Below are 24663 nucleotides of genomic sequence, written 5' to 3'. Positions count from 1 at the left end.
CTTACCGGCACCCCGCAGGAGCCCATGGCGCCATTCAGCTCAGGAATTTCTGCCAGGTCAGCAGGCCCCAGGCCAGGCCGGCCAGCAGCAGCGACAGCATCACCGCCGCCGAGCTGATGTCCTTGGCCCGCCCCGAGAGTTCATGGTGCTCGGTGCCGATGCGGTCCACCACGCTCTCTATGGCGCTGTTGAGCAGCTCGACGATCAACACCAGCAGGCAGCTGCCCAACAGCAGGATCCACTCCACCGGCCCCTCGCCGATCCACCAGGCCAGCGGCAGCAGGATCACGCAAAGGGCCAGCTCCTGGCGAAACGCCGCTTCATGGCGGAAGGCGAGCTCAAGCCCCTTGAGCGAATAGCCGGTGGAGTCGATCAGATGGCGCCAGCCGGTGTGTCCACGCTTCATGATGCTGTGCTTCCTGTCTCGGGCCCCTGGCGAGCTGAGTTAAGGGCTCTGGGTGAATGGCTCTGGGTGAATGGTTCTGAGTAAAGGGCTGACGGCCAGGTCAGTGGGCCTCGATCATGCGCTCCAGATCCTCGGCCAGGGGGTCGAGCACCTGGGCCCAGTTGAGCCACGGCGTCGTCGCGGTTCCATTGACCAGTACGGTGAAGACCCCCCAACGCCCGGAGAGGGTTCGGAAGTAGCCGCTCACGGAGCGCACGGCAATGGGCTGGTTGAGGGTCCCGGTCTTGAGCATGACGTGGTTCTGGAAGGTGGACGAGCCCCGCTGGATGAAGCGCGACACACCGTTGGCCGGCGACTGGAAGCTGGCAACAAAGCTAGGGAACAGCGCCGTGCGGTGAAACATGCTCTCCAGCAGGATGTTGGAGCCATGGGCCGAGGTGCGATTCTCGGTGGTCAGCCCGCTGCCGCTCAGCATGATCAATGGCCCATGGTCGGGCATCCCCGCCACGTAGTGCTCGATGGCGTCGCCGGCCTGCAGCAGGCTGCTGCGCGGCGTGTCGACCAGGTTGAGCGCCAGCACATCGGCCATGAAGTTATTGGAGTAGTTCATGGTTCGCAGCAACAGCTCCTGCAGCGGCTTGCCATCCACTGCCGCCAGGGTGCGGGCGGCGGCGGGGGGTTCCTCGACGCTGGTGGTATAGCCCTGGCGCACCGCGATCCCTGCCTGCTCGAGCATGGCCGTCATGGTCCGCGCCGTCTGCTGTGCCGGGTCGCTGCTGGCCCGGTAGACCTCGCGTGGCGAGGCGTTAAGCGATATCTGGCCACGCAGCACCATGACATCGCCGTCATCACGAGTGACCCGTTCTGCATTGAGCTCGGTGCCGCTGTTGGGGGGCTGGGTCTCGACCTGGTTGTCGATGCCGACGATGGTGGTCTGGCTGTCACAGCTGGTGATCTGCGCCGGCTGGCCGGCTGCCGCCCCGGGGGCCACGCTGACGCACCAGCTGCCGTAGTTGACCCCAGCCGACGAGAGCAGCGCACTGTAGGCGTTGGCCGTGCGCGTACGGGCCTGGCAGCGATCGGTGGTGATGCACTCCACGGGGCCGAAGCGCCACTGGCTGACTACCAGGCGCCCTTCCACCTCGCGTACGCCACGCTGGTGGAGACGCTGCGCCAGGCGCCACAGGTCCTCGGTGGTCAGCGCCGGGTCGCCGCCTCCCTCGAGGATCAGATCGCCGGCCACGACACCGGAGCCGTTGAGCTCGGCATCGCTTGCCAGCCGGGTTGTGAAGCGGTGCTGGGGCCCCCAACGATCCAGTGCCGCCGCCGCCAGGTAGGCCTTGGTCACCGAGGCGGGCGAAAGCTGGCGCTGGGGATCGATGGCACCGAGCACTTCGCCGGTGTCGAGCAGCTTGGCCTCGGCACTGACCAGAAAGCCCCTCTCGACCATGCGCTCCAGTTCCGGAAAGCCGGCACCCGCCGCACCCAGTGGCAACAGCAACCCCAACAGCAATCCCAACGGCAGGACAAGCCAACGCGACATGAACAGGAACCTCGTATTGTAAGAATGTCGAACCCATGTGGCCGACCCGAAGTACGCCTCAGTGTACGGATACCCGGGAAAACAGCTGGATCACCACGACCCCCGCGATGATCAGCGTAATCCCCAGCATGGCCGGCAGGTCAGGCCGCTGACCGAACACCAGCGCACCGACGAGTGCCACCAGTACGATCCCCATGCCGGCCCATATCGCGTAGGCGACACCGACGGGGATGGTACGCAGCACCAGCGACAGCATGTAGAAGGCCAGCACGTAACCGACTACCACTATCAGGCTGGGCCAGAGCCGGGTAAAGCCCTCGGTGGCCTTGAGCGCGCTGGTAGCGACCACTTCGGCCACGATAGCCAGGGCCAGATAGACGAACGCCATTTCAACACTCCTCCTTGGCTGCGGTGGGCACCAGGCCAGGCGCATGGGGCAGTGTGACAGCGAGTCGCCATAAAGACTGACCGCTGACATGGTACTTATGTTCAAAGGGCGTCAGATAGTGCGCACCGGGGTCATGGTCTTCCACGACAGCCTTCAACCCGGTGGCCTGCTCCAGCGCCTGGGCAAACTCCTCGACGTAGAGCCGCCAGTTGGAGCGCAGCTCCAGGCGTCCGCCCAGCGCCACGATCACCGGGAAAATGGCATGGCCGTGCCAGCGGGCCTTGAGATGGGCCGACTTGGGGTAGGGGTTGGGGTAGAGCAGGTAGTGACGCGCCGGCTGCCAGCCGGCTGCCAGCGCCAGGCGCCAGAAATCCACCAGGTCGGCACGCACCAGCAGGGCATTGTCGGGAAGCGCGCCATGATCGCGGGAAAGGCGGTCGGCGCTGCGATCCACACCGATGACCCGATGATCGGGGAAGCGCCTCGCCAGATGACGGGTGGAAAGCCCCACGCCACAGCCGGCATCCAGGATCAGCGGTGCCCCGGCTGCGCCCTGCGCCAGCCAGGCATTCGCCTGCTCGAAGGCCACGCGAGTATGGTCGGCGATGGGCTTGCGCAGGGGATGGCGCAGGGCACGCTCGACGCGGCGGGCCAGGTCCCGATGGGCCCCCGGCTGGTTGGTCACGATGTTACGGGAAGTGGCATGCATGGGGCATCGGCTTTGGCGATTGCGAAACCAAGCATTCTACCAGTCATGGCGACGCACGCGAGGTGCGGTGCACGCTAAGCAGAGAAATGCCCAACGAGCCGGCAGGGACGGCTTTGCATGGCACCTGGAGTGTCGCGAACGTAACGGCATCGACTACTATGGGAACGGTTCCAGCTATTCGGCCCGCCCATGACTCAATCTCACCGCGCTACCATTATCGAGGTTGCCCGTGCAGCCAGCACCTCAAAAACCAGCGTCTCACGCTATTTCGGCGAAGAGCGTGAGCGGCTATCCCCGCCCCTTCAGGCGCGCATCGCCGAGGCGGCCAGCCACCTGGGGTACCACCCCAATCAGATGGCCCGTGGTCTCAAGGGCGGCAGCTCACGGCTGATAGGTATGCTGGTGGCCGACATTCGCAACCCCTTCTCTGTCGCGGTGATGCATGGGGTGGAGCAGGCCTGTCGAGAGCAGGGGCTGTCGCTGCTGGTCTGCAACACCGACAACGACCCCGCTCAGGAGCGGGAGCATCTGGCACTGCTCACCGCCTACCGAATCGAAGGGCTGGTAGTAAATGTTGCCGGCAGTCCGCACCGGGAACTTCAGAATCTTGCCGCACAGGGCGTCCCGATGGTGCTGCTCGACCGTGAACTGGTCGATGTGGACGCCGAATTGGTGGGACTCGACAACCCCCTGGCCATCGACATGGCCCTGGATCACCTACAGGCTCAAGGCTACCGGGAACTGCTGTATGTCAGCGAGCCGCCCGGCCAGGCAAGCCCACGTACTACGCGTCTGGGCTGCTATCAGCGAGGCTGTGAAGCCCGCAGCCTGACCGGCAAGGTCCACTACCAAGATCTGGCAGACACCGCGATGCTGCACCAGGTGATTGCCGCCTTCCTCACTGGGTCAACCCGCTCGCCCAAGGCACTACTCTGCGCCAACGGCAACGTCACCCTGGCCGTTACCCGAATCCTGCACACTCTTGGCGCCAGGCTTGGTGAAACGGGCCTGATCGGCATCGACGAGCTCGACTGGTGTGCACTGGTCGGACCCGGCATCTCCACCCTGGCCCAGCCCACCGACGCCATTGGCCGCGACGCGGTGCAGTGCCTTCTGGCGCCCGGCAACCGGCGGGTGGCACCAAGAGGACTCCACGCACCCACTCTTATTGCCCGCGGCTCGACCCGGCGACCGGCCCAAGCCCCAGCCCAAGAAGAGGAACCTGAACAATGAAGAAGCGCATCCTGGCCTATGGTCGCCTGAACGAGGACCAACTGGCCCAGCTCGCCCACGAATTCGAAGTCCAGACCTTCAGCAACCTGGCTTCCGCCGACGATCCCGACTTTCGCACCGCGCTCGCACATGCCCACGGCCTGATCGGCGCTAGTCTGACCATCACCCCCGAGCTGCTGGATGAGGCCCCTGAACTCGAAGCCATTGCCACCATTTCAGTAGGCTACGACAACTACCCGGTAGAGGAGCTGACCCAGCGCGGCGTCCTGCTATGCAACACGCCGGACGTACTTACCGAGACCACCGCTGACACCGGCTTCCTGTTGATGATGGCCACAGCCAGGCGCGCCATTGAGCTGGCCGAGTGGGTCAAGCGCGGCGATTGGCAGGCCGGCTTGGGGGCCGAACACTTCGGCAGCGACGTGCATGGCAAGACCCTAGGCATGATCGGCTTTGGCCGCATCGGTGCTGCCGTGGCCCGGCGCGGCGCCCTGGGGTTCGACATGCGGGTGCTCTATTCCAATGCCTCCCCCAAGCCAGAGCTGGAGAAGGTGCTCGGCGCAGAGCGCCGTGAGCTGGACGCGTTGTTGGCCGAGGCTGACTTCGTTTGCGTCACCGTGCCGCTCACCCCCGAGACCGAGCACTTGATCGGCGAGCGGGAGTTCGCCTTGATGAAGCCGTCGGCGATCTTCGTCAATATCGCCCGCGGCAAGGTGGTTCACGAGGCGGCGCTCATCGAAGCGCTGGAGATGGGGCGTATCCGCGCTGCCGGCCTTGACGTCTTCGAGCAGGAGCCGCTGTCGCCGGAGTCGCCGCTGCCACATTTTGCCAATGTCGTCGCCCTGCCGCATATCGGCTCGGCCACCCACGAAACGCGCACCGCGATGGCCCAGCGGGCCGTGGATAACCTCATCCTGGCGCTAAAGGGCGAGCGCCCGATCAGCCTGGTCAACGAGGCAGCCTGGAAGCCGGCCTGACGTCGCGTCCTGCCCGGCAGTGCCTACAGCCCTGGCGCACCTCATCGAACTGGAGAGTCTCATGTCACGCTTTGATCTGCATGGCCGAGTGGCCATGATCACCGGCTCCAACAAGGGCCTCGGTCAGGGCCTGGCCGTGGCGCTGGCCGAGGCCGGCGCCGACATCGTCGGGGTCAACCGCAGCGCCGCCGACGGGACCCGCTCACTCATCGAGGCGCTGGGATGCCGCTATATCGACGTCCGGGCCGAACTGAGCCATGACGCCCCGGCCGATATCGTCGCACGCGCCCTTGAGGCAGCCGGCCGGCTCGATATCCTGATCAACAACGCGGGAACCATCCGTCGCGCACCCGCCCTCGAATTCAGCGAGGAGGACTGGGACGCTGTAGTGGACGTCAACCTAAAGGCTTCGTTCTTCCTCGCCCAATCGGTGGCCCGCCATCTGGTAGAACGCGACGCGCCGGGGCGCATCGTCAACATTGCCTCTGTATTGTCATTCCAGGGCGGCATCCGGGTTCCGTCCTACACCGCCAGCAAGAGCGGCATCCTCGGCTTGACCCGGCTACTGGCCAACGAGTGGGCCACCCACGGCATCACCGTCAACGCCATCGCCCCCGGCTACATGGCTACCGATAACACCCAGGCGCTACGCGAGGACACCACCCGAAGTGCCGAGATCCTGGGTCGCATACCCGCCGGCCGCTGGGGCACCCCCGAGGACCTTGCCGGCGCCGTGATCTTCCTGTGTTCCGACGCCGCTGCCTACGTCAACGGCCATACGCTGGCAGTGGACGGCGGTTGGCTGGCACGTTGACCTGCAAGACATCTGCCGTTTGCTTTGCCCGGTAGGCTTTCAAAGCCTGCCGGCGGGCCTGCTTCCTGCGGCACCCAGGAATGGTATCTCGCTGGGCGAGACCCACCTTGATGGATGGCAAATCACACTTTGGCGGCCCTTGGGCCGCTTTTTTTCGGCACAGGCATCCGCAAGCGATCGAGCAAACCTGCCAGCCATGTTGGCAAGCCTGGGGAAGTGAGCCATAATTTGGCATACCATCACGCTAGCATCCTGTCATACCAAAACGCACTACGGCTCCTTATCCAATAATCCCAAGACACTCTCAGGAAGCCCAACACATGCGATTGAAGGACAAGACGGCCTTGATCACCGCTGCCGGCCAGGGCATCGGCCGCGCTACCGCCCTACGCTTCGCCGCGGAGGGCGCACGGGTCATCGCCACCGATCTCGATAGCGAGAAGCTGCAGGACCTGGACGGTAAAGAACGGATCGAGACCCGCCGCCTGGATGTGCTCGACGCCCAGGCCATGGAGGCACTGGCTGCAGAGTTGCCACCCCTGGACGCACTCTTCAACTGTGCAGGATTTGTGGCCAGCGGCTCTCTGCTGACCGGCTCGGACGATGACTGGGAGCTGTCGTTGGCGCTCAACGTCACCGCCATGGTACGCCTGACCCGAACTTTGCTCCCGGCCATGATCGACCACGGAGGTGGCAGCATCATCAACATGGCCTCGGTGGCCTCCAGCCTCAAGGGGGTACCCAACCGCTGCGCCTACGGCACCACCAAGGCGGCAGTGATCGGCTTGACCAAGTCGATCGCCGCCGACTACATCGACAAGGGCATCCGCTGCAACGCCATCTGCCCCGGCACCGTGGATTCCCCCTCGCTGCGCCAGCGTATTCGCGATCAGGCCGATCAACAGGGACGCACCGAGGCCGAGGTGCTAGCCGACTTCCTTGCCCGCCAGCCGCTCGGCCGGCTAGGCACTCCAGAAGAAATTGCCGCCCTGGCCACCTATCTCGCCGCGGACGAATCCGCCTACACCACCGGCACCGCCCAGGTCATCGACGGCGGCTGGCTGATTTGAAGTGAAAGGAGACCCCATGAAATTGCTGCGCTTCGGCCCCAAGGGCCAAGAAAAACCCGGCCTGCTCGACGCCGACGGCGTGATCCGCGACCTATCGGCCCACCTGCCCGACCTTGACGGCCATCACCTGAACCGCGACTTCCTGGCCCGGCTGTCCGCGCTTGACGCGTCAAGCCTGCCAGAGGTCTCGGCCGATACCCGCCTCGGGCCCTGTGTGGGAAATGTCGGAAAATTCATCTGCATCGGCCTCAACTACTCCGACCATGCCGCCGAAACCGGGGCCAGCGTCCCGCCGGAGCCGGTAGTCTTCAACAAATGGACCAGCGCCATCTGCGGGCCAAACGACGACGTCATCATCCCCCATGACGCCACCAAGACAGACTGGGAAGTGGAGCTTGGCGTGGTGATCGGCAAGGAAGCGCGCTACGTGAGGGAGGCCGACGCCATGGATCACGTGGCAGGCTTCTGCGTTGTCAACGACGTCTCCGAGCGCGAGTTCCAGCTCGAGCGCAGCGGCACCTGGGACAAGGGCAAAGGCTGTGACACCTTCGGCCCGCTGGGACCTTGGCTGGTGACCCCGGACGAGGTCTCCGACCCCCATGCCCTGGACCTCTGGCTGGAGGTGGACGGCCACCGCTACCAGGACGGCAACACCCGCACCATGGTCTACCAGATTCCTTTCCTGATCAGCTACCTGAGCCGCTTCATGAGCCTGCAGCCGGGCGACGTCATCTCCACCGGCACGCCGCCCGGCGTGGGAATGGGCCAGAAGCCGCCAACCTACCTGAAGCCCGGTCAGCGCATGCGCCTGGGCATCGAGGGGCTCGGCGAGCAGCATCAAACCGTCGTTGCCGAACCCAGCCACTGATCGGGAGTCGCCATGCGAACCGTCGTCTGCCAGGAGCCCGGCCGCCTGCCCGCCAGTGCCATGATCACCCACCGCGCCCCACTCGACGAGATGCCAGAGCGCCTGCCCGTCTGGTGCGAACCAGGCAGCGGGATGATCAAGGCGATGATCGAACTCGATTCCCCAGAACACGCTGTAGCGGAGGACGACCATGCCCCAGACCATCGCCAGTGATCGCGGCCAGCTGGCCAGCCTGCGTGTACACGCCGACGACAACGTGCGTGTCGCCCTCAAGGACCTGCCAGCCGGCAGCGAAATCGACGACGGTGGCCGAGTCCTGCATCTCACCGAGGCGATCCGGCACAAGCACAAGTTCGCCATGCACGATCTTGCCGAGGGTGACACCGTGATCATGTACGGAGTCACCGTAGGGCGGGCCACTCGCCCCATCGGCGCGGGCGCGGCCATCACCACCGCCAACACCGAACACAGCACCGCCACCACCCAACCTCAGGCGCGGCGCGGCAAGTGGCGCGCTCCTGACGTCACGGCCTTCCGTAACGCCAGCTTCGATGGCTACCATCGACCCAATGGCCAGGTGGGCACCGAGAACGTCTGGCTGGTGGTTCCCCTGGTGTTCTGCGAAAACCGCAACATCGAGGTACTCCGCCAGTGCGTGGCCGATGCATTGGGCGAAGACCCCTACTACGACTACAAGCGCATGGCCCGGGAGCTTCTCCACGGCGTCGCTGGCACCGCCCCACCCGAGCCACCGGGAGAGCGGCTCTTCCCCAACGTCGACGGGGTTCGTTTCTTGACCCATACCCTGGGCTGCGGCGGCACCGACGACGACGCCGAGGCGCTGTGCCGGCTGCTGGCAGGCTACATCTGCCACCCTAACGTGGCCGGCGCCACGGTGCTGAGCCTGGGCTGTCAGAAAGCGCAGATCGATATGCTCAAGGCCGCCGTGGCAGATCGCGATCCCGGCGGGCTGCGCCCGGTACACTACCTGGAGCAGCAGGCAAGCCTCAGCGAGTCGGCGCTGATCCGTGAGGCACTGACGACCATCTTCGATGGCCTTGCCGAGGCGAACCGGGTCGAGCGCACCCCGGCGCCGCTCTCGGCGCTAACCCTGGGCGTGGAGTGCGGCGGCTCGGACGGTTTCTCCGGCCTCTCCGCCAATCCTCTGGTGGGCGCCGTGGTGGACCGCCTGGTGGCGCTGGGCGGGAGCGGCATTCTCAGCGAGTTCCCCGAGCTGTGTGGCGTGGAGCACGAGCTGATCGCCCGCTGCCGCGACGACGCCGTCGCCCGGCGCTTCAGCGAGCTGATGGACGCGTACCAGCGTCATGCCGCCCGGGTCGGCGCGGACTTCTCCATGAACCCCTCCCCCGGCAACATCCGTGACGGCCTGATCACCGACGCCATGAAGTCCGCCGGCGCGGCGAAGAAGGGTGGCGACAGCCCGGTGGAGGACGTCCTCGACTACACCGAGCCCCTCACCAGGACCGGGCTCAACCTGCTCTGCTCCCCGGGAAACGACGTGGAATCCACCACGGCACTGGCTGGCTCCGGCGCCAACCTCATCCTTTTTACCACTGGACTCGGTACACCCACGGGCAATCCCATCACCCCGGTACTCAAGATCTCGAGCAACAGCGAGCTGGCCTCACGTATGAGCGACGTGATCGACTTCGATGCCGGCCCCATCATCCGAGGGGAAAGGAGCATTGCCGATCTGGCGGAGCAGTTGCTGACGCTGTGCATTGACACCGCATCGGGGCGTTACCGGCCGCGTGCGGTGGAGCTGGCCCAGTACGATTTCATTCCCTGGAAGCGTGGCGTGTCTCTCTAGTGAGGCGCCACCATGGAGAAGGCCCGCTGCTCAGGCTGCGGGCCTTCTCCATGGTGGCGGTACTCGATGCTGAGGCACCGATCACTCATCGGTAGCGAGACGCTTCTTGAGCTTCATATAGGTGCCGTAGTGACGATCGAGGTGCCGGCGCATGGCCGCCTCGGCGGCGTCCGGGTCACGGGATTCGATGGCCGCGACGATCTCGACATGGGCCGCCAGCGCCGCCTTGTCCTCATCCTTCTGCTGCAATACCTGGGCCCTGCGGTCGTCGAGCCACTCGGAAAGCGCGACGTGAATGGCATCGAAGATGGGATTCTGCCCGATGCTGGCCAGCACGCCATGGAAGTCGTTGTCGGAGCGCTTGAAACGCGCCTCATCACCCAAGGCATCGCGGTTCTCCTGCAACGCCGCACGCAGGCGAGCCAAGTCCTCGTCGTCGGCGTGGCGGGCAGCATAGCGTGCCAGCGAAATCTCGAACAGCGCCCTGGCCTCCTGGAAATACTGCTGACCGTCGGGTTTGGAAAGCAGCTGGCGGGTCACCCCGGAGAGCCGTGCCATCACCGCCTCGGCGGTGGGCCGGATGACCCTTGCCCGAGTTCCGCTATTGATGGCGATCAGACCGAGCTGCTGCAGGTAGAACAGCGCCTCTCGCACCGCCGGGCGTCCCACGCCGAACTGCTCCATCAGTTCACGCTCTGAGGGCAACTGATCGTTCTCGCCAAGCCGGCCCTCGAGGATGTCCGCCTCGAGCTGCTCGGCGACCTGCTCGGAGAGCGTCTTTCGCTCGATCCGGTATCGGGACATGGGCTATTTCTCCTGGTTGACCCGGTATTGGGTAGCCATGTTACCGCAATCCGGCCCCTCCACGCTCAGGCCAGCGGACGCAGTGGCTGGACACTCAATGACTCGGCCAGCGTCGCATAGGCCACCTGGTTGGCGCTATCCAGGGGGATTCCCTCGGCATCTCGCCGTGCCAGGCAGCGCCACTCGCGATCCCCCGGCGCCAGCACCTCGCCACCATCCGAGGCCGGCTGGGCGCGCAGATCGGCCAGGTAGTCGGCCAGGCAAGACGCGAAGGTCACCTCGTCGACGAAGGCCGCCGGATTCAACGCCAGGAAGAAGTGTCCGACACCGCGGGGGGTCGACATGTCCGCCCCTCCCATGGGCAACAGTCGGAAGCCATTGAGCATGCCGGACAGCGTCGAACTCAGGACCTCGACCATGCCGCCGAGTCCTGCTCCCTTGAAGCCGAAGTCGCTGCCACCCAGCGGCAGCAATGCAGCGACCTCGGCCGGTATCCGGGTGACACGCCCCTCGCCATCGGCGGCAACCTGGTCCGGCAGTTCGCGTCCAATGGCACCGTACTGCTGGACACGGTTCCAGGGCACCGAACTGGTGGCCATGTCCAGCAGGTAGGGCGACTGTCCCGTTACCGGCGCCGCGAAGGCGATAGGATTCGTGCCATGGAAGGGTGCCAAGCTATTGTGAAGCAGGACGAAAGGGTCCGAATTGCAAAACGCCAGGCCGATCATGCCACGCTCGGCGGCGGCCAGTGCATAGCAGCCGGCGGCCCCGAAGTGGGAAGAGCGCCCCACCGCCACCGCGCCCATGCCGACCTCTCCGGCCATGGCTACCGCATGCTCCATGGCCGTGTAACCGGCCAGGTGGCCAACGCCATCACCGGCGTCCAGGAAGCCCGTGGCCGGCAGGCGCCGTGTAAAGCGCATCTCGGGCGCCCCCTTCAGGCGGCCTCCCTGCAGCGCCTTGATATAGTGCGGCAAGAGCCGCAGGCCATGGCTATCGGTCCCCATGCGCGAGGCGGTCACCAGGGCTCGGGTCACGGCGGACGAGGATGCCGCATCGGCACCGGCCCGGCGAAGCACTTCCAACATGAATCGTTCGAGGTCCTCGGCCGCCACGCGGAAGTCATGCTGTGGTGAATCCTGACGGGTCTGGTTCATCGGGAAGCTATCTCTCTCGGTGGCTCAACGGTAGATCAGCGTCGGCAGCCACATGGAGATGGCCGGTATGAAGGTCACCAGCAGCAGGCAGAACACCAGCGGGATAAGAAACGGGATGGTGCCGCGCATGCAGTGTTCGAAACTGACGTTGGACACCCTCGATAGCACATAGAGCACCATGCCTACCGGAGGTGTCTGCAGGCCGATCATCAGATTGAGCACCATGATCACACCGAAATGAACCGGATCGACACCCACGGCAATGGCCATGGGCAGCAGTACCGGAACCAGGATGGTGATCGCGGCAATGGTTTCCATGAAGCAACCGACGATGATCAGCACGATATTGGAGAACATCAGCACGGCGATCTTGCTGTCGGCGAAAGGCCCCAACAGCGCCACCAGATTCTGGGTCACCTGGTTGCTCGACAGGATCCAGGCGAAGATCGAGGCTGCCCCTACGATGAACAGAATGATCGCTGTGGTCTCGATGGTTTCCATGCTCACCTTGAGCAACTTGCGCCAGGTGAGCGTGCGATACACCACCAGTCCCAGCAGCAGAGCGTAGACCACCGCCGCCACCGCCGACTCGGTGGGCGTGAAAGCGCCAGTCAGGATGCCGCCGACAATGATCACCGGCGTCATCAATGACAGGAACGCCTGGCCGAAAGTGCGACCCAGCGTCCCGAACGAGAAGCGGGCATCGGGGGTATAGCCTCGCCGCCGGGAAATCAGGAAGATCATCACCATCAGCATGCCACCCATCAGCAATCCCGGCACCACGCCGGCGGCGAACAGCTGTCCCACCGAGGTCGAGGCCATGACGCCATAGATCACCATGGGCAGGCTGGGTGGAATGATCGGCCCGATGGTCGAGGACGCCGCGGTGATGCCGACGGCGAACTCCTCGTCGTAGCCGGCGTCCTTCATCGCCTTGACCTCGATCATGCCGAGGCCCCCGGCGTCGGCCACTGCCGCGCCCGACATGCCGGAAAAGACTATACTCGCCCCGACGTTAACGTGACCCAATCCGCCACGCATCCATCCCATCAGCGCCTTGGCAAAATTGAAGATGCGCTCGGTAATGCCGGCATTGTTCATCAGGCTGCCGGCAAAGATGAAGAAGGGAATGGCCAGCAGCGGAAAACTGTCGATACCATTGATCATGCGATGGGCCACCACGATATCCGGAACCTGGCCGCTGACCAGCACGAACATCAAGCAGGCACCGGCGAGACTGATGGCAATGGGTACGCCCAGCACGAGCATGGTGAACAGCGAAAAGAACAGAAACGAGAGGTGATAGCCACTTGCGGCCAGGATGACGCAGCCAAGCACCGCCGTGGCCGAGAGGAGCGGTGTCACCAGTGGTGCATGCCAGCGTGTCAGCGATAGTCGAGACATTCAGCCCCCCTCCTGGCGTGCGGCTCGGATACGAAGGTAAACACGCTGAATGCCGCGCAGCGCCATCATCACGAAGCTGGCACAGACGATGAAATAGAGCAGGCTCTTGGGGAGATCCACGGAGACCATCATGCTGGCGGTACGGTCGGCGAGCTTGTAGGTGATCCAGGCCATGGCCAGGTAGAAACCAATGCTCACCGTCTCGCACAAGCCGGCAAAGAGCCGGCTCAGCCACGGCGGCATATAGCGGTAGAAGAATTCGACCATGATATGCGTGCCCTTGCGAACCGCCAGCACGCTGCCCACGAAACCCACCACGACCAGCAGATAGCGAGCGACCTCCTCGGTCCAGGTCGTCGAATCACCGAGCACGTAGCGGGTGAAGAACTGCAGTGAGACGACAAAGATCAGCATCCAGAACACGACCAGGGCGACGTAGTCCTCGGCAGCATAGTCACTGAAATGGAATTCTTCGCTGTCGAAGGCCGATTCGAAATCGATCATCGGGTCGACAGCATTATCGAGCTCATCGGGTTTGTTCTGCATGACGCTCCTCCTACCCCGCCCCACCCGAAACGGGTGACGCGGGGCCCAGTGGCATGGCTAGGTCACTGGCCGATGGCCTGCAGACGCTCGTAGGTCTCTTCGTCCCAGGTGGCGGCATCACCGAGGTGGTGGGGTACGGTGATATCGCGGAAGGGCTCGCGATCGACCTCGTTAATGACGTTACCCTGCTCCTCGAACCAGGCAGCAAGCTCCTGTTCGGACTGGACGATATCCGCAGTATTGTTCTCGGCCGCTTCCTGGAACACCTCGCGGAAAATCTCGCGGTCCTCCTCGGAGAGCTGATTCCAGCGGGTGCCACTGACAATGGTAATCAGCGAGTCGGTGACATGCCCTGTCAGGTTGATGTACTCCTGCACCTCATGGAAAGCCATGGCACGAATCGCCGGCAGCGGGTTTTCCTGAGCATCCACCACACCCTGCTGCAGCGCCAGGTAGACCTCATCGAAGGCGATAGGCGTGGGGTTGGCGCCAGCCGCCCGCGGGAACATCATGTACAGCGGCGCACCCGGCACCCGAATCCGCAGGTTCTCCATGTCCTCTGGAACGTTGATCGGCTTGTTCGAGGTGACATGCCGCTCGCCATAGTAGTTGAGGGCAATCGGCACATGGCCGGTCTGATCCTGATACCCGGCGGCGATTTCCTCGAACAGCTCGCTCTCAGCGTAAGCCTGCCAGTGATCGAAATCGCGGAACATGTAGGGTGCACCGGCGATACCCATGGGCCCATAGGCGTGTCCGGCGAACTGCGCACCGGTATAGATGATGTCCACGGTACCCAGGGTCAGCCCCTCGTTGATGTTCTCCTCGTTGCCCAGTGAAGAGGCCGGATGCACGCTGATCGCGTAGCGCCCGTCGGTGCGTTCCTCGATCTGCTCAGCGGCCCACTCGGCCCAGCGGTGGAAGGGTTCAGAGGTCTCGTAGACATGAGCGAACCGCAGGTTCTCCTGCGCCTGGGCCATCCCGGCGATGCCGATGCCCGAGGCCAGCAGGGTCATGGAAAACCAGCGGACCAGCTTGAGTTGGCGTGAATGAGTCATCTTGTTGTTCTCCATTAGACTGAATGTCTTGCTGTATACGTATCATACCACCACTGACAAACCTAGACCGTCCCGAAGGGTGGCGCAACCTCCACTATCGCCGACGTTGGCCACAGTGCCCCTGCCTGCCATCAGCTGCCCCCAGCACGTCCTCCAGCACCGCCAACAGGTCGGGCTCACCGAAGCCTCCCGCCTTGGTGATCACCGCTCTCAGCGGATCCCCATCGAGTCGTCCCAATACGACTCCGGGGGCCCACTCACCGTCGACCTCAATGGATTCCACATCCAGCCGCTGAAGGGCTGCCATGGCGGTATCACCGCCGGTAAGAAGCAGCACCCCGGCACCCCCAGGCCAGTGCGCCACCTGCATCGCGACCCGTTCACCCATGGCGGCGGCGACGGCCTCGGCCGACTCCTCCCCGGCCCCCGTGCCAGGCACCAGCACCATGGCACCCTCGTCTCCTGCCGGTGCTTCCGCCTGGGGTCGTAGCGCCTCGCTCACCGGAAGCCGGGGCGAGGCCTGACACAATCTCGCCAGCTGCTCCACGGCACGGGGGCTACGCGAACCCACCACGTAAAGGCGTCGTCCGAAATCCCCCAGCGAGTGCCTACGTGCCCTCTGGCAGCCGAACAGGTGCTGGGCCATGATCGTAGCCAGCCCCGCTGCACCCACCGCCAGCCACCGGGAAGCCTCGGTGGCCATGGCCTCATAGACATGGAACAGGTCAGCCTGATCGGCCGTATCGCAGACGCAGTCCCCGACCGGCAGGGTAGCCCCCTGCGCCGGCCGATACCGCACCATGGGCAGCCCCTGGTCGGCGAACAAGCGGTCCAGCGCACCTGGCGGAGGCGCCGCTCGGGTATCCTGCCCGTACGACGTTGCGCCCAGAGGTATGCCGTCAACATGGACCTCGGCATTGCACACGGTGCGCCCCTGGGCCGGCACCGCCGGGGCCAGCACCAGGCGACGGCCGGTAAACCGTCGCAAGGCGAGTGACTCGGCCACCACCTGGCCCCGAAGGGTCGAATCGATCTTCTTGAACCACAGCCTGGGCTCAACCCGTGACAGGCAGCGAGCCGCCCTCTCCACCCTCGCCGCCGCGGCCACGGCCGCCAGGTGCCGAGACTCGGTATTGACGGCGATCACCTCGGGCCGCTCACCCTCCCAGGCCTCGAGTGCTCCCTCGAGCCGCTCCAGCGCGATCACCACCCGCGTCGAGGCACCGCGGGCGGCGAAGGGAGCGGCGGCATCCAACGCTCCGGTCAGATCATCGGCGATGATCGCGACCCGGCAGCGGCTCATGCACGACTCCCTGCCACCAGCCGGCGAGCGTAGGCGATGGCCGAGCCCAGATTGGTGGCGTCCGCCCGACCCTGCCAGGCGATATCGAAAGCCGTGCCGTGATCCACCGAGGTGCGCTGGACCGGCAGTCCGAGGCTGACGTTGACCGTGGTGTCGAACGCGATGAGCTTCACCGGGATGTGGCCCTGGTCGTGGTACTGGGCCACCACCAGGTCGAACTCGCCGCGGCTCGCCCGGTAGAAGACGGTGTCCGCCGAGATCGGGCCCTCCACGTCCAGCCCCGCCTCGCGCAGCGACTGCACCGCCGGGGCGATGATACGGTCGTCCTCGTCGCCGAAGATGCCGCCCTCACCGCAGTGGGGGTTGAGCCCGGCCACGGCGATGCGCGGCGCCGCCGTGCCGAGAGCGACCAGATGCGCATGCCCTGCTCTCACCGTGGCTGCGATGCGCTCGGGAGTGACCCGTTCGATCGCCTCGCCCAGCGAGACATGGGTGGAGACATGCAAGGTCGAGAGTGTCTCGGAAGCCAGCAGCATGAACGAGGACGGCGCTCCGGTCAGCGCCGCCAGCATGCCGGTATGGCCGTCGTAGTGATGACCGCCGGCATGCAGTGCCGCCTTGTTGAGCGGGGCAGTGACGATCACCCCGGCGCGCCCTGCCTGCACCAGCTCTACCGCAGCTTTCACGCAGCGGAAGGCCATGTCACCGGCGGCGGCACTGATTCGTCCGTCGGGAATCTCCACGCCGTCGGGCTGCTCAACCACTGCGACCGCGACACTGCCCTCGGGCGCTGCCCGAGAGTCGAGCGGGGCGAATACCAGCTCGACATCGAGCAATCCCGCAGCACGGCGATAGATCGCCGGATCACCGACCAGCAGCGTAGAGGCCCGCTCGGCGGGGGACATGACATCCAGTGCCCGGCAAATGATCTCGGGGCCGATGCCCGCCGGGTCTCCCATGGTGATGGCGATAGCGAAGCGGGTATCGGCACTCATGGCATCAGCTGCCCGCCGTTGACTTCGATGACCTGCCCCGTGACATAGCCGCTCAAGGCATCGGTGGCCAGGAACAGGTAGGCCCCGACGCACTCCTCCGAGGTACCCAGTCGGCCCATGGGGATGGAGGCACGCGCGGCCGTCAGGTGGTCCTCGTTGGAATGACGACCATGGAAATCGGTGTCGATGGTGCCGGGGGCCACGGCATTGACGCGAATGTTTTCCCCGGCCAACTCCTTGGCCATGTTACGGGTCAGGGTGCTGACGAAGCCCTTGGCCGAGGCGTAGAGGCCGGCACCTAGACCACCGCCGTTGCGTGCAGCGATGGAGGTGGTGTGTATGATGTTCCCGCTGCCCTGACGGCGGAAATGGGGCAGCGCTGCCTGGCTCGCCATCACCACCGAGCGGGCGTTGAGATCCATCACCCTGTCGTACTGGCTGTCGTCCATCTCACCCAGGGAGACCCGACCCAGCATGTCGCCGGCATTGTTGATCAACACATCAAGCCCCCCCAGCCTGTCGGCGGCTTCGTCGACGATGCGTGCCACCTCGCTGGAGCTGCTGACATCGCCCTTGAGCGTGAACCCCTCCCCTCCGGCATCACGAATCGCCGCCACCACCGCTTCGGCAGCCGCTTCGCTGGCGTGATAGTGAACGGCCACCGTGGCCCCCAGTGCGCCTAGCTGCCTGGCCACTGCCGCCCCGATACCCCGGCTGGCGCCGGTTACCAGCACCCGCTTGCCTCTCCACTCGTCGAACATGCGTCTCTCCCGATGCGGGCCATCCCGTGTTGTCAGTGAGCCGCAGACGCGACGGCCAGACTGACTATCGAAGGATCGCGACTCGTTGCTATAGTGTTCATGGCATACCTGTCATACAAGACGACATCAATAGCATGTTAGCCCAAGGCTGACCAGACGCCAGCTTTCCACCCCGCAAGCCGGCGGGCCCAGGCCGAATGACATCGGCCTGGGCCATCACAGGAGACCCCCATGCCCACCATCACCCGCGTCGAGATTCAGGACATTCGTTTCCCCACCTCGCGCTCGCTGGACGGCTCTGACGCCATGAACGCCGCGCCTGACTACTCCGCCACCTACGTGATCCTGCATACCGATGACGATGGCCCTGAGGGGCACGGGCTCACTTTCACCATCGGCCGCGGCAATGAGATCGTGGTCACCGCCGTTCGCTCGCTGGCACCACTGGTGGAAGGACGCTCGCTGGCCTCCATCACCGAGAACATGGGCGCTTTCTGGCGCGAGATCACCGGTGACAGCCAGCTGCGGTGGATTGGACCCGACAAGGGTGCCATTCACCTGGCGACAGCCGCACTGGTCAACGGAGTGTGGGACCTGTGGGCCAAGTGCGAGGGCAAGCCGGTCTGGAAGCTGCTGACCGACATGACCCCGGAGGCCCTGGTGCGCTGCCTCGACTTCCGGTTCGTGACCGATGCGCTGACGCCCGAGGAGGCCATTGCCCTGCTCCGCCGCCAGGCTGCCGGCAAGGGCGCCCGGGAGGCGGAGATGCGTCGCGAGGGCTATCCCGGCTACACCACCTCGGCGGGTTGGCTCGGCTACGACGATGACAAGGTGCGGCGGCTGGCTCGCGAATCCCTGGCCGAGGGCTGGACCCACTTCAAGCAGAAGATCGGTGGCAACATCGAGGAGGATGCCCGCCGGGCCGCGCTGCTGCGTGAGGAGATCGGCTGGAACAACGTATTGATGATGGATGCCAATCAAGTGTGGGAGGTCGACGAGACGGTAGCCAAGATGCGCCGCCTGGCCGAATTCGATCCCCTCTGGATCGAGGAACCCACCAGCCCCGACGACATCCTCGGCCATGCCGAGATTCGTCAGCGCGTATCGCCCATCGGCGTGGCCACCGGCGAGCACTGTCACAACAAGGTGATGTTCAAGCAGTTCTTCCAGGCCGAGGCGCTGGACTATTGCCAGCTGGATGCCGCTCGCCTGGGCGGCCTCAACGAGGTGATCCTGGTGGTACTGATGGCCGCCAAGTTCGGTGTGCCGGTCTGTCCCCATGGCGGCGGCGTGGGGCTTTGCGAGTACACCCAGCACATCTCGCTGTTCGACTACATCGCTGTCTCCGGCAGCCTCCAGGGACGAGTGCTGGAATACGTCGACCACCTGCACGATCATTTTCTCGATCCTGTGGTGATCGAGCGCGGTCGCTACCGGGTGCCCGAAGCGCCGGGCTACAGCATCACCATGCACCCCGAGTCCCTGGTCCGGCACCGCTACCCGGATGGCGCCGCCTGGCAGGAGGAGGCCTGACATGTCCCGTTCAACCTCGCACGGCGACTTGCTCGACACCCTGCACCAGCGCCTGGGGGCCCGCGGCCTGCTCCGCGACCCCGAGGCCATGGCCCGTTATCTGAGCGACTGGGCGGGTGACCGTCTTGGCCTGCCCCTGGCGGTGGCTCGGCCAGCCACCACCCAGGAGGTGGCCGAGACAGTGCGACTCTGTCATGCCCACGGCGTGGCCATGACACCCCAGGGGGGGCACAGCGGCCTGGTGGCCGGCGCCATGCCCGCGGCTGACGGCGGCGAGCTGGTGATCAGCCTGGAACGCCTGGATCGAATCCGCGAGATCGATGCGGTGAATTTCACCATGACGGTGGACGCCGGCTGCATCCTGGAACACGTCAAGCAGCTCGCTGCCGAGCAAGACTGCGACTTCTCCCTCTCGCTGGGCGCCCAGGGCAGCTGTCAGATTGGCGGCAACATCGCCACCAACGCTGGCGGACTCAACGTATTGCGCCACGGCATGATGCGCCAGCTAGTGCTGGGCCTGGAGGTGGTGCTGCCCGACGGACGCATCTGGAACGGCCTGACCGCCCTGCACAAGGACAACCGCGGCTACGCCCTGTCCCAGCTGTTCCTCGGCAGCGAGGGCACGCTGGGCATCGTCACCGGTGCCGTGCTCAAGCTCTCGCCCCGCGCCACACAGAGCCGCACGGCGCTACTCGGACTGCCCTCGGTGGACGCAGTGGTCGACCTCTACGGCCGGGCACGCCGCGAGTGCAGCGACCTGCTCAGTGCCTTCGAGCTGATGCCGCGACGCTGCCTGGAGCTGGCAATGGAGGCTAGCCCCGAGCTGAGCGACCCTCTGGGCACCTCCTACCCTTGGTACGTACTGATGGAAGTGAGCGCCAGCGGTGCCCTGGACCTGGACGTCATGCTCGAACAGCTGCTGGAACGGGGAATGGAAACCGGGCTGGTGCTGGACGGTGCCCTGTCCGGAAGCGAGGCCCAGGCCGCACGCCTTTGGCAGTTCCGCGAGAGCATGCTGGAAGGGCAGCGGCGACGTGGCGAACACCTGCGCACCGACATCTCGGTACCCATCTCGGCGATTTCCGCCTTCGTGATACAGGCCAGCCAGGCAATACTCGAGCGCTCACCCGACTGCGAGATCATCGCCTACGGCCATGTGGGCGACGGCAACCTGCACTTCAACATCCTGCCGCCAACCGACATGCCTGAGGAGGAGAAAAAGCCGCACCTCCACGCGCTGGAGGTGCGGCTGTTCGAGATTCTCGACGACTTCGGCGGCAGTATCAGCGCCGAGCATGGCATCGGCCGTACCAAGCAGGCCGCCTACCTGGCACGTCTCTCGCCGGTGGAGCGTGAACTGGCGGAGGGCATCAAGGCGCTGTTCGACCCTGAGGGGCTGATGAATCCAGGCCGGATCCTGCCTGCGCACCGCTGAAGCGCCACCTCGAAGCCTGTCCCGGCCTACGGCCCAGCAGCACCCCAAAGCATCAGGCCGGGCGGAATCGCCCGGCCAGGTCACGTAGCGCCTGGGCCAGCAGCAGGGCGTCGACCCCCACCCCGACAAAGCCGCACCCTGCCGCCTGGTAGCCGCGGGCCTCCTCCTCGCTCAGGGAGATGATTCCGGCCACCTTGCCGGCGGCACGAATACGCACGATGGCATCGTCGATGACCGTGCGAACCTCCGGATGCCCCGGATCACCGCGATAGCCCATGGCTGCGGAGAGGTCTGCCGGCCCCACGAACAGGCCATCGACCCCGTCCACGGCGGCAATGGCCTCCAGATTGGCGAGCGCTCGGGGGCTCTCCAGTTGAAGGATCAGGCAGATCTCGTCATCGGCACGCTCGAGGTAATCTTCAATCTGGCCCCAGCGCGAGGCACGGGCCAGCGCACTGCCCATGCCACGGATACCCTGCGGTGGATAGCGGGTAGCGGCCACCAGCTCGGCGGCCTGGTCAGCCGTTTCCACCATCGGAATCAGCAGGTTCTGCACCCCGACATCGAGGTACTGCTTGAGCAGCGCAGTGCTGCCCTCGGGTGGGCGCACCACGGGTGCACTGGCATAGGGCGCGATGGCCTGCAACTGGCCGAGCAGGCTGGCGAGGTCATTGGGAGCGTGCTCGCCATCCACCAGCAGCCAGTCGAAGCCGGCAGTGGCCGCAAGCTCTGCCACATAGGGGTTCGCCAGCCCCAGCCAGATACCGGCCAAGGGCTCACCGCCCAGCAGTCGCCGCTTGAAATCGTTTCGTGCCAAGTGCATGGAGACCCTCCTGTATAGGGCAAGTCGACAAGATCCGAGCCTTGGGTTTTTCACTGACGCAACTTGTCATACAAGCATACATGCTCTAGAAATGGACTGACATACAACAGCCAACACTCGGACAGCCACCCATCAGTGACGCCTGTTCTACGCGAGGCATACGATGAAGATCACCCGACTCAGGACCTGGCAGGTGCCGCCGCGCTGGCTGTTCCTAAAGATCGAGACCGACGAGGGCTGCTACGGCTGGGGCGAGCCGGTCATCGAGGGCCGTGCCGCCACCGTGGAAGCCGCCGTCCACGAGTTGGCCGACTATCTGGTCGGCCAGGATCCTCACCGCGTCGAGCACCTGTGGAACCTGTTGTACCGCGGCGGCTTCTACCGCGGCGGCCCCATCCTGATGAGCGCCATCGCCGGCATCGACCAGGCGCTGTGGGACCTCAAGGGTCGCGACCTTGGCGTGCCGGTCCACCAGCTGCTGGGCGGCGCGGTGCGCGACCGGATGCGCATGTACGCCTGGACCGGCGGCGACCGCCCCGATGACGTCGGCGCCGGCGCCAGGGCGCTGGTGGAGCAGGGTTTTACTGCCTTCAAGATGAACGGTACCGCCGAGATGCAGATCGTCGACAGCCACCACAGGATTGACGGGGCCGTTGCCCGGGTGGCCGAGGCACGCGAGGCGGTGGGTCCGGATGTGGGCATCGCCATCGACTTCCATGGCCGGGTGCATCGCCCCATGGCCAAGGCCCTGCTGCGCGAGCTGGAGCCCTTCCACCCGATGTTCGTCGAGGAGCCGGTGGCCCCCGAGCACCTGCCCTGCCTCAAGCAGATCGCCGGTGGGCTCGGCTACCCCCTGGCCACCGGCGAGCGACTGCACACCCGCTTCGAGTTCCGCGATCTGCTGGCCGACGGCATGATCGATATCGTTCAGCCCGACCTCTCCCACTGTGGTGGCATCAGCGAGGGATTGAAGATCGCCACCCTGGCATCGGCCCATGACGTGGCACTGGCACCCCACTGCCCGCTGGGCCCGCTGACACTGGCCGCCTCGCTGCAGCTGGATGCGGTGTGCCACAACGCCTTCATTCAAGAGCAGAGCATGGGCATTCACTACAATCGCGACAACGACGTTCTCGACTATCTGGTCGACAAGTCGGTGCTGGCCATTGAGGACGGCTTCTGTGCCATTCCTTCGGGTCCCGGGCTCGGTGTGGAGATCGACGAGGCCTTCGTCGAGGAGCGCGCCAGGGTCGGTCATCGCTGGCGCAATCCGGTGTGGACCCATGCAGACGGCTCCATCGCTGAATGGTAAGAGAGGCAACATGCCAACACACACTAGGAGGCCCAGTTGGATCGCAGTGGACTGGGGCTCCAGCAACCTGCGCGCCTGGGCTCTGGACGACCAGGGCGAGGTGCTGGTCCGTGGCAGCAGCGAGCGCGGAATGCTCTCGCTATCGCCTGGCGAATACGAGAATGCACTGCTGGAGGTGATCGGAGACTGGCTGTCAGGCACCGGCCTCGTTGACGTCGTGATCTGCGGTATGGCGGGTGCCCGCCAGGGCTGGCGAGAGGCCGCCTACCTGGCAGTGCCGACCCGACTGGAGGACCTGGTGCAGGGTGCCGTGTCTCCGCCGCTCAGCGACCCGCGCCTAAGAGTACGGCTGCTGCCGGGGCTCTGCCAAACCGCACCTGGCAACTTCGACGTCATGCGCGGCGAGGAGACCCAGCTGGCAGGGCTGGTTGCCCGCGAGCCCCTCTTCTCAGGCCTGGCCTGCCTGCCGGGCACCCACGCCAAGTGGGCACGGCTCGAGAATGGCGCAGTGACACACTTCACCACCTGCATGACCGGAGAGCTCTACAGACTGCTGGCTCGTGAATCCGTGTTGAGACAATCCATCGGCGAAGACGACCTGGCCGATCCCGCCTGCCGTGAGGCCTTCTGCACCGCCATCCACGAGATCCTGTCAGTTCCCGGCCGCTTCCCGACATGGCTTTTCGGCCTTCGAGCCGCCGACCTGCTGGACGCTGACTTGCCCACCGGAGAGGCTCGCGGAGCACGGCTGGCCGCGCGCCTGTCGGGGCTGACCATCGGCCTGGAACTGGCCGGGCTGGACAAGCTGGATGGCCCCATTACCCTGATCGGTAACGCCGCGCTCAGCGCACGCTACGCCATGGCACTCGAGGCTCTCGGACACGAAAGCCGGCGCCTTGACGGCGAGACTGCAGTACTGGCCGGCCTCGAACTGGCATATCGGGCGCTTACAAACTCTGGAAAATCCCCATGACCTTGCCCCTGATCGGCATTCTGCGTGGCGTCACCCCCGATGAGTCGGTGCCGATGGGCGAGGCGGTAGCCGCCGCCGGCATCACCATCCTCGAGGTACCACTCAACTCCCCCGAGCCTCTGGAAAGCATCCGCCGCCTGGCCGAAGCACTGGGCGACCGTGCTCTTGTGGGCGCCGGCACCGTGCTGACGACAGCGCAGGTGCACGACGTTCATGCTGCCGGCGGGCAGCTGGTGGTCTCGCCCAACTGTCACCCGGCAGTGATAGAGGAAACCCGCCGCCTCGGCTTGCAGAGCTGGCCAGGGATCGTTACTCCCTCCGAGGCCTTCGACGCCCTGGAGGCCGGTGCCACCGGGCTCAAGCTATTCCCCGCCGTCCAGGTGGGCATCGCCGGGATGCAGGCACTGCGCGCCGTGCTGCCTGCGGGCTGCCAGCTCTATGCGGTGGGCGGCATCGGTATCGAGACCTTCTCCGCTTGGCGTGCCGCCGGCATCGACGGTGCAGGACTGGGTAGCGCCCTCTACAAGCCTGGCCAGTCCCCCGAGCAGGTAGAGCAGCAGGCTCGCGAGCTGGTAGCCGCCTGGCAGGTCGCTGGCGAGTGAAGTCAACCGAATGGTTATAGGATGGCAGGGGCGTGTAAGTGCTGGCACTGATCGACTTGACCGAAGAGCGAATCGAGTAGGAGGGGGAGTCGCCTCCCCCGTCCTCTCACACCACCGG

The 24663-nt window shown here is 65.2% G+C and carries 25 protein-coding genes; 12 read left to right on the top strand and 13 right to left on the bottom strand.

What is annotated here, in order from left to right; translation table 11 throughout:
• Positions 1 to 34: 34 nt before the first annotated feature.
• The 4 genes from KZO25_RS18200 to trmB form a co-directional block, all read right to left on the bottom strand.
• On the bottom strand, positions 35 to 406 hold the full coding sequence (locus KZO25_RS18200) for a diacylglycerol kinase (RefSeq protein WP_223138033.1): 372 nt from the start codon (positions 404 to 406) through the stop codon (positions 35 to 37).
• A gap of 100 nt (positions 407 to 506) precedes the next feature.
• Positions 507 to 1949: a D-alanyl-D-alanine carboxypeptidase/D-alanyl-D-alanine-endopeptidase gene (gene dacB / locus KZO25_RS18195; RefSeq protein WP_066449291.1), complete on the bottom strand. Its 1443-nt coding sequence runs from the start codon at positions 1947 to 1949 to the stop codon at positions 507 to 509.
• Positions 1950 to 2007: 58 nt separating this feature from the next.
• On the bottom strand, positions 2008 to 2337 hold the full coding sequence (locus KZO25_RS18190) for a DMT family transporter (protein WP_066449288.1): 330 nt from the start codon (positions 2335 to 2337) through the stop codon (positions 2008 to 2010).
• 1 nt (position 2338) lies between these two features.
• Complete coding sequence (gene trmB, locus KZO25_RS18185) at positions 2339 to 3046, bottom strand: tRNA (guanine(46)-N(7))-methyltransferase TrmB (RefSeq protein WP_223138032.1); 708 nt, start codon at positions 3044 to 3046, stop codon at positions 2339 to 2341.
• A gap of 189 nt (positions 3047 to 3235) precedes the next feature.
• Between trmB and KZO25_RS18180 the strand changes: the two genes are divergently transcribed.
• The 7 genes from KZO25_RS18180 (at position 3236) to KZO25_RS18150 (ending at position 9839) form a co-directional block, all read left to right on the top strand.
• Positions 3236 to 4279 carry a substrate-binding domain-containing protein gene (locus KZO25_RS18180; RefSeq protein ID WP_223138031.1) on the top strand — a complete coding sequence of 348 codons (1044 nt, stop codon included), beginning with the start codon at positions 3236 to 3238 and terminating at the stop codon, positions 4277 to 4279.
• A complete protein-coding gene (locus KZO25_RS18175; protein ID WP_223138030.1) occupies positions 4276 to 5256 on the top strand; it encodes a 2-hydroxyacid dehydrogenase in 981 nt (326 codons plus the stop codon). The genes KZO25_RS18180 and KZO25_RS18175 overlap by 4 nt, the downstream gene beginning before the upstream one ends.
• Positions 5257 to 5317: 61 nt before the next feature.
• Positions 5318 to 6070: a 2-dehydro-3-deoxy-D-gluconate 5-dehydrogenase KduD gene (gene kduD / locus KZO25_RS18170; RefSeq protein WP_223138029.1), complete on the top strand. Its 753-nt coding sequence runs from the start codon at positions 5318 to 5320 to the stop codon at positions 6068 to 6070.
• Positions 6071 to 6390: 320 nt separating this feature from the next.
• On the top strand, positions 6391 to 7140 hold the full coding sequence (locus KZO25_RS18165; RefSeq protein WP_223138028.1) for an SDR family oxidoreductase: 750 nt from the start codon (positions 6391 to 6393) through the stop codon (positions 7138 to 7140).
• Positions 7141 to 7156: 16 nt separating this feature from the next.
• Complete coding sequence (locus KZO25_RS18160) at positions 7157 to 8008, top strand: ureidoglycolate lyase (protein WP_223138027.1); 852 nt, start codon at positions 7157 to 7159, stop codon at positions 8006 to 8008.
• 12 nt (positions 8009 to 8020) lie between these two features.
• Positions 8021 to 8221: a hypothetical protein gene (locus tag KZO25_RS18155; RefSeq protein WP_066449272.1), complete on the top strand. Its 201-nt coding sequence runs from the start codon at positions 8021 to 8023 to the stop codon at positions 8219 to 8221.
• On the top strand, positions 8199 to 9839 hold the full coding sequence (locus KZO25_RS18150) for a UxaA family hydrolase (RefSeq protein WP_223138026.1): 1641 nt from the start codon (positions 8199 to 8201) through the stop codon (positions 9837 to 9839). Before KZO25_RS18155 ends, KZO25_RS18150 begins: the two co-directional genes overlap by 23 nt.
• An 81-nt stretch (positions 9840 to 9920) precedes the next feature.
• Here the strand turns inward: KZO25_RS18150 and nanR are convergent, their stop codons facing one another.
• The 8 genes from nanR to KZO25_RS18110 form a co-directional block, all read right to left on the bottom strand.
• Positions 9921 to 10643, bottom strand: a complete 723-nt coding sequence (gene nanR, locus KZO25_RS18145; protein ID WP_066451417.1) for a transcriptional regulator NanR — start codon at positions 10641 to 10643, stop codon at positions 9921 to 9923.
• A 65-nt stretch (positions 10644 to 10708) separates the two neighbouring features.
• Entirely contained in the window at positions 10709 to 11800 is a 1092-nt protein-coding gene (locus tag KZO25_RS18140; protein WP_223138025.1) for an Ldh family oxidoreductase, read from the bottom strand.
• 24 nt (positions 11801 to 11824) lie between these two features.
• Complete coding sequence (locus KZO25_RS18135; RefSeq protein WP_223138024.1) at positions 11825 to 13204, bottom strand: TRAP transporter large permease; 1380 nt, start codon at positions 13202 to 13204, stop codon at positions 11825 to 11827.
• Positions 13205 to 13750: a TRAP transporter small permease gene (locus tag KZO25_RS18130; RefSeq protein WP_223138023.1), complete on the bottom strand. Its 546-nt coding sequence runs from the start codon at positions 13748 to 13750 to the stop codon at positions 13205 to 13207.
• 62 nt (positions 13751 to 13812) lie between these two features.
• Positions 13813 to 14808 carry a sialic acid TRAP transporter substrate-binding protein SiaP gene (locus tag KZO25_RS18125; RefSeq protein ID WP_223138022.1) on the bottom strand — a complete coding sequence of 332 codons (996 nt, stop codon included), beginning with the start codon at positions 14806 to 14808 and terminating at the stop codon, positions 13813 to 13815.
• Between the two features lie 94 nt (positions 14809 to 14902).
• Entirely contained in the window at positions 14903 to 16111 is a 1209-nt protein-coding gene (locus KZO25_RS18120; RefSeq protein WP_223138021.1) for a four-carbon acid sugar kinase family protein, read from the bottom strand.
• Positions 16108 to 17106 carry a 4-hydroxythreonine-4-phosphate dehydrogenase PdxA gene (gene pdxA / locus KZO25_RS18115; protein ID WP_223138020.1) on the bottom strand — a complete coding sequence of 333 codons (999 nt, stop codon included), beginning with the start codon at positions 17104 to 17106 and terminating at the stop codon, positions 16108 to 16110. The genes KZO25_RS18120 and pdxA overlap by 4 nt, the downstream gene beginning before the upstream one ends.
• Positions 17103 to 17867: an SDR family NAD(P)-dependent oxidoreductase gene (locus KZO25_RS18110; RefSeq protein ID WP_223138019.1), complete on the bottom strand. Its 765-nt coding sequence runs from the start codon at positions 17865 to 17867 to the stop codon at positions 17103 to 17105. The genes pdxA and KZO25_RS18110 overlap by 4 nt, the downstream gene beginning before the upstream one ends.
• Positions 17868 to 18098: 231 nt before the next feature.
• On the opposite strand from KZO25_RS18110, the gene KZO25_RS18105 reads away from it, so the two are divergent.
• Positions 18099 to 19400 (top strand): L-fuconate dehydratase, encoded by a 1302-nt coding sequence (locus tag KZO25_RS18105; RefSeq protein ID WP_223138018.1) that lies wholly within the window; start codon positions 18099 to 18101, stop codon positions 19398 to 19400.
• 1 nt (position 19401) lies between these two features.
• Complete coding sequence (locus KZO25_RS18100; RefSeq protein ID WP_223138017.1) at positions 19402 to 20835, top strand: FAD-binding oxidoreductase; 1434 nt, start codon at positions 19402 to 19404, stop codon at positions 20833 to 20835.
• 52 nt (positions 20836 to 20887) lie between these two features.
• On the opposite strand, the gene KZO25_RS18095 is transcribed toward KZO25_RS18100, so the two are convergent.
• The gene (locus KZO25_RS18095; RefSeq protein ID WP_223138016.1) at positions 20888 to 21658 is read right to left on the bottom strand and encodes an aldolase/citrate lyase family protein; all 771 of its coding nucleotides are present in this window, start codon (positions 21656 to 21658) and stop codon (positions 20888 to 20890) included.
• A 163-nt stretch (positions 21659 to 21821) separates the two neighbouring features.
• Here KZO25_RS18095 and dgoD point away from each other — a divergent pair, with 163 nt between their 5' ends.
• Genes dgoD through KZO25_RS18080 form a run of 3 tightly spaced genes read left to right on the top strand, consistent with a single transcriptional unit; the run spans position 21822 to position 24545 of the window.
• Positions 21822 to 22970: a galactonate dehydratase gene (dgoD, locus tag KZO25_RS18090; RefSeq protein WP_223138015.1), complete on the top strand. Its 1149-nt coding sequence runs from the start codon at positions 21822 to 21824 to the stop codon at positions 22968 to 22970.
• A gap of 10 nt (positions 22971 to 22980) precedes the next feature.
• Positions 22981 to 23943, top strand: a complete 963-nt coding sequence (locus tag KZO25_RS18085; RefSeq protein ID WP_223138014.1) for a 2-dehydro-3-deoxygalactonokinase — start codon at positions 22981 to 22983, stop codon at positions 23941 to 23943.
• On the top strand, positions 23940 to 24545 hold the full coding sequence (locus KZO25_RS18080) for a 2-dehydro-3-deoxy-6-phosphogalactonate aldolase (RefSeq protein ID WP_223138013.1): 606 nt from the start codon (positions 23940 to 23942) through the stop codon (positions 24543 to 24545). The genes KZO25_RS18085 and KZO25_RS18080 overlap by 4 nt, the downstream gene beginning before the upstream one ends.
• Positions 24546 to 24663: the final 118 nt, after the last annotated feature.

It is taken from the genome of Halomonas sp. ANAO-440 (genome assembly GCF_019915905.1).
Taxonomy (GTDB): Bacteria; Pseudomonadota; Gammaproteobacteria; order Pseudomonadales; family Halomonadaceae; genus Halomonas; species Halomonas chromatireducens.
The sequence above is the reverse complement of the archived record's forward strand: the minus strand, read 5'-3'. Positions and strand labels throughout refer to the sequence as shown.

Coding starts and splice junctions, on each gene's coding strand:
- KZO25_RS18200 (WP_223138033.1), bottom strand. CDS start 406: ATGAAGCGTGGACACACCGGCTGGCGCCATCTGATCGACTCCACCGGC.
- dacB (WP_066449291.1), bottom strand. CDS start 1,949: ATGTCGCGTTGGCTTGTCCTGCCGTTGGGATTGCTGTTGGGGTTGCTG.
- KZO25_RS18190 (WP_066449288.1), bottom strand. CDS start 2,337: ATGGCGTTCGTCTATCTGGCCCTGGCTATCGTGGCCGAAGTGGTCGCT.
- trmB (WP_223138032.1), bottom strand. CDS start 3,046: ATGCATGCCACTTCCCGTAACATCGTGACCAACCAGCCGGGGGCCCAT.
- KZO25_RS18180 (WP_223138031.1), top strand. CDS start 3,236: ATGACTCAATCTCACCGCGCTACCATTATCGAGGTTGCCCGTGCAGCC.
- KZO25_RS18175 (WP_223138030.1), top strand. CDS start 4,276: ATGAAGAAGCGCATCCTGGCCTATGGTCGCCTGAACGAGGACCAACTG.
- kduD (WP_223138029.1), top strand. CDS start 5,318: ATGTCACGCTTTGATCTGCATGGCCGAGTGGCCATGATCACCGGCTCC.
- KZO25_RS18165 (WP_223138028.1), top strand. CDS start 6,391: ATGCGATTGAAGGACAAGACGGCCTTGATCACCGCTGCCGGCCAGGGC.
- KZO25_RS18160 (WP_223138027.1), top strand. CDS start 7,157: ATGAAATTGCTGCGCTTCGGCCCCAAGGGCCAAGAAAAACCCGGCCTG.
- KZO25_RS18155 (WP_066449272.1), top strand. CDS start 8,021: ATGCGAACCGTCGTCTGCCAGGAGCCCGGCCGCCTGCCCGCCAGTGCC.
- KZO25_RS18150 (WP_223138026.1), top strand. CDS start 8,199: ATGCCCCAGACCATCGCCAGTGATCGCGGCCAGCTGGCCAGCCTGCGT.
- nanR (WP_066451417.1), bottom strand. CDS start 10,643: ATGTCCCGATACCGGATCGAGCGAAAGACGCTCTCCGAGCAGGTCGCC.
- KZO25_RS18140 (WP_223138025.1), bottom strand. CDS start 11,800: ATGAACCAGACCCGTCAGGATTCACCACAGCATGACTTCCGCGTGGCG.
- KZO25_RS18135 (WP_223138024.1), bottom strand. CDS start 13,204: ATGTCTCGACTATCGCTGACACGCTGGCATGCACCACTGGTGACACCG.
- KZO25_RS18130 (WP_223138023.1), bottom strand. CDS start 13,750: ATGCAGAACAAACCCGATGAGCTCGATAATGCTGTCGACCCGATGATC.
- KZO25_RS18125 (WP_223138022.1), bottom strand. CDS start 14,808: ATGACTCATTCACGCCAACTCAAGCTGGTCCGCTGGTTTTCCATGACC.
- KZO25_RS18120 (WP_223138021.1), bottom strand. CDS start 16,111: ATGAGCCGCTGCCGGGTCGCGATCATCGCCGATGATCTGACCGGAGCG.
- pdxA (WP_223138020.1), bottom strand. CDS start 17,106: ATGAGTGCCGATACCCGCTTCGCTATCGCCATCACCATGGGAGACCCG.
- KZO25_RS18110 (WP_223138019.1), bottom strand. CDS start 17,867: ATGTTCGACGAGTGGAGAGGCAAGCGGGTGCTGGTAACCGGCGCCAGC.
- KZO25_RS18105 (WP_223138018.1), top strand. CDS start 18,099: ATGCCCACCATCACCCGCGTCGAGATTCAGGACATTCGTTTCCCCACC.
- KZO25_RS18100 (WP_223138017.1), top strand. CDS start 19,402: ATGTCCCGTTCAACCTCGCACGGCGACTTGCTCGACACCCTGCACCAG.
- KZO25_RS18095 (WP_223138016.1), bottom strand. CDS start 21,658: ATGCACTTGGCACGAAACGATTTCAAGCGGCGACTGCTGGGCGGTGAG.
- dgoD (WP_223138015.1), top strand. CDS start 21,822: ATGAAGATCACCCGACTCAGGACCTGGCAGGTGCCGCCGCGCTGGCTG.
- KZO25_RS18085 (WP_223138014.1), top strand. CDS start 22,981: ATGCCAACACACACTAGGAGGCCCAGTTGGATCGCAGTGGACTGGGGC.
- KZO25_RS18080 (WP_223138013.1), top strand. CDS start 23,940: ATGACCTTGCCCCTGATCGGCATTCTGCGTGGCGTCACCCCCGATGAG.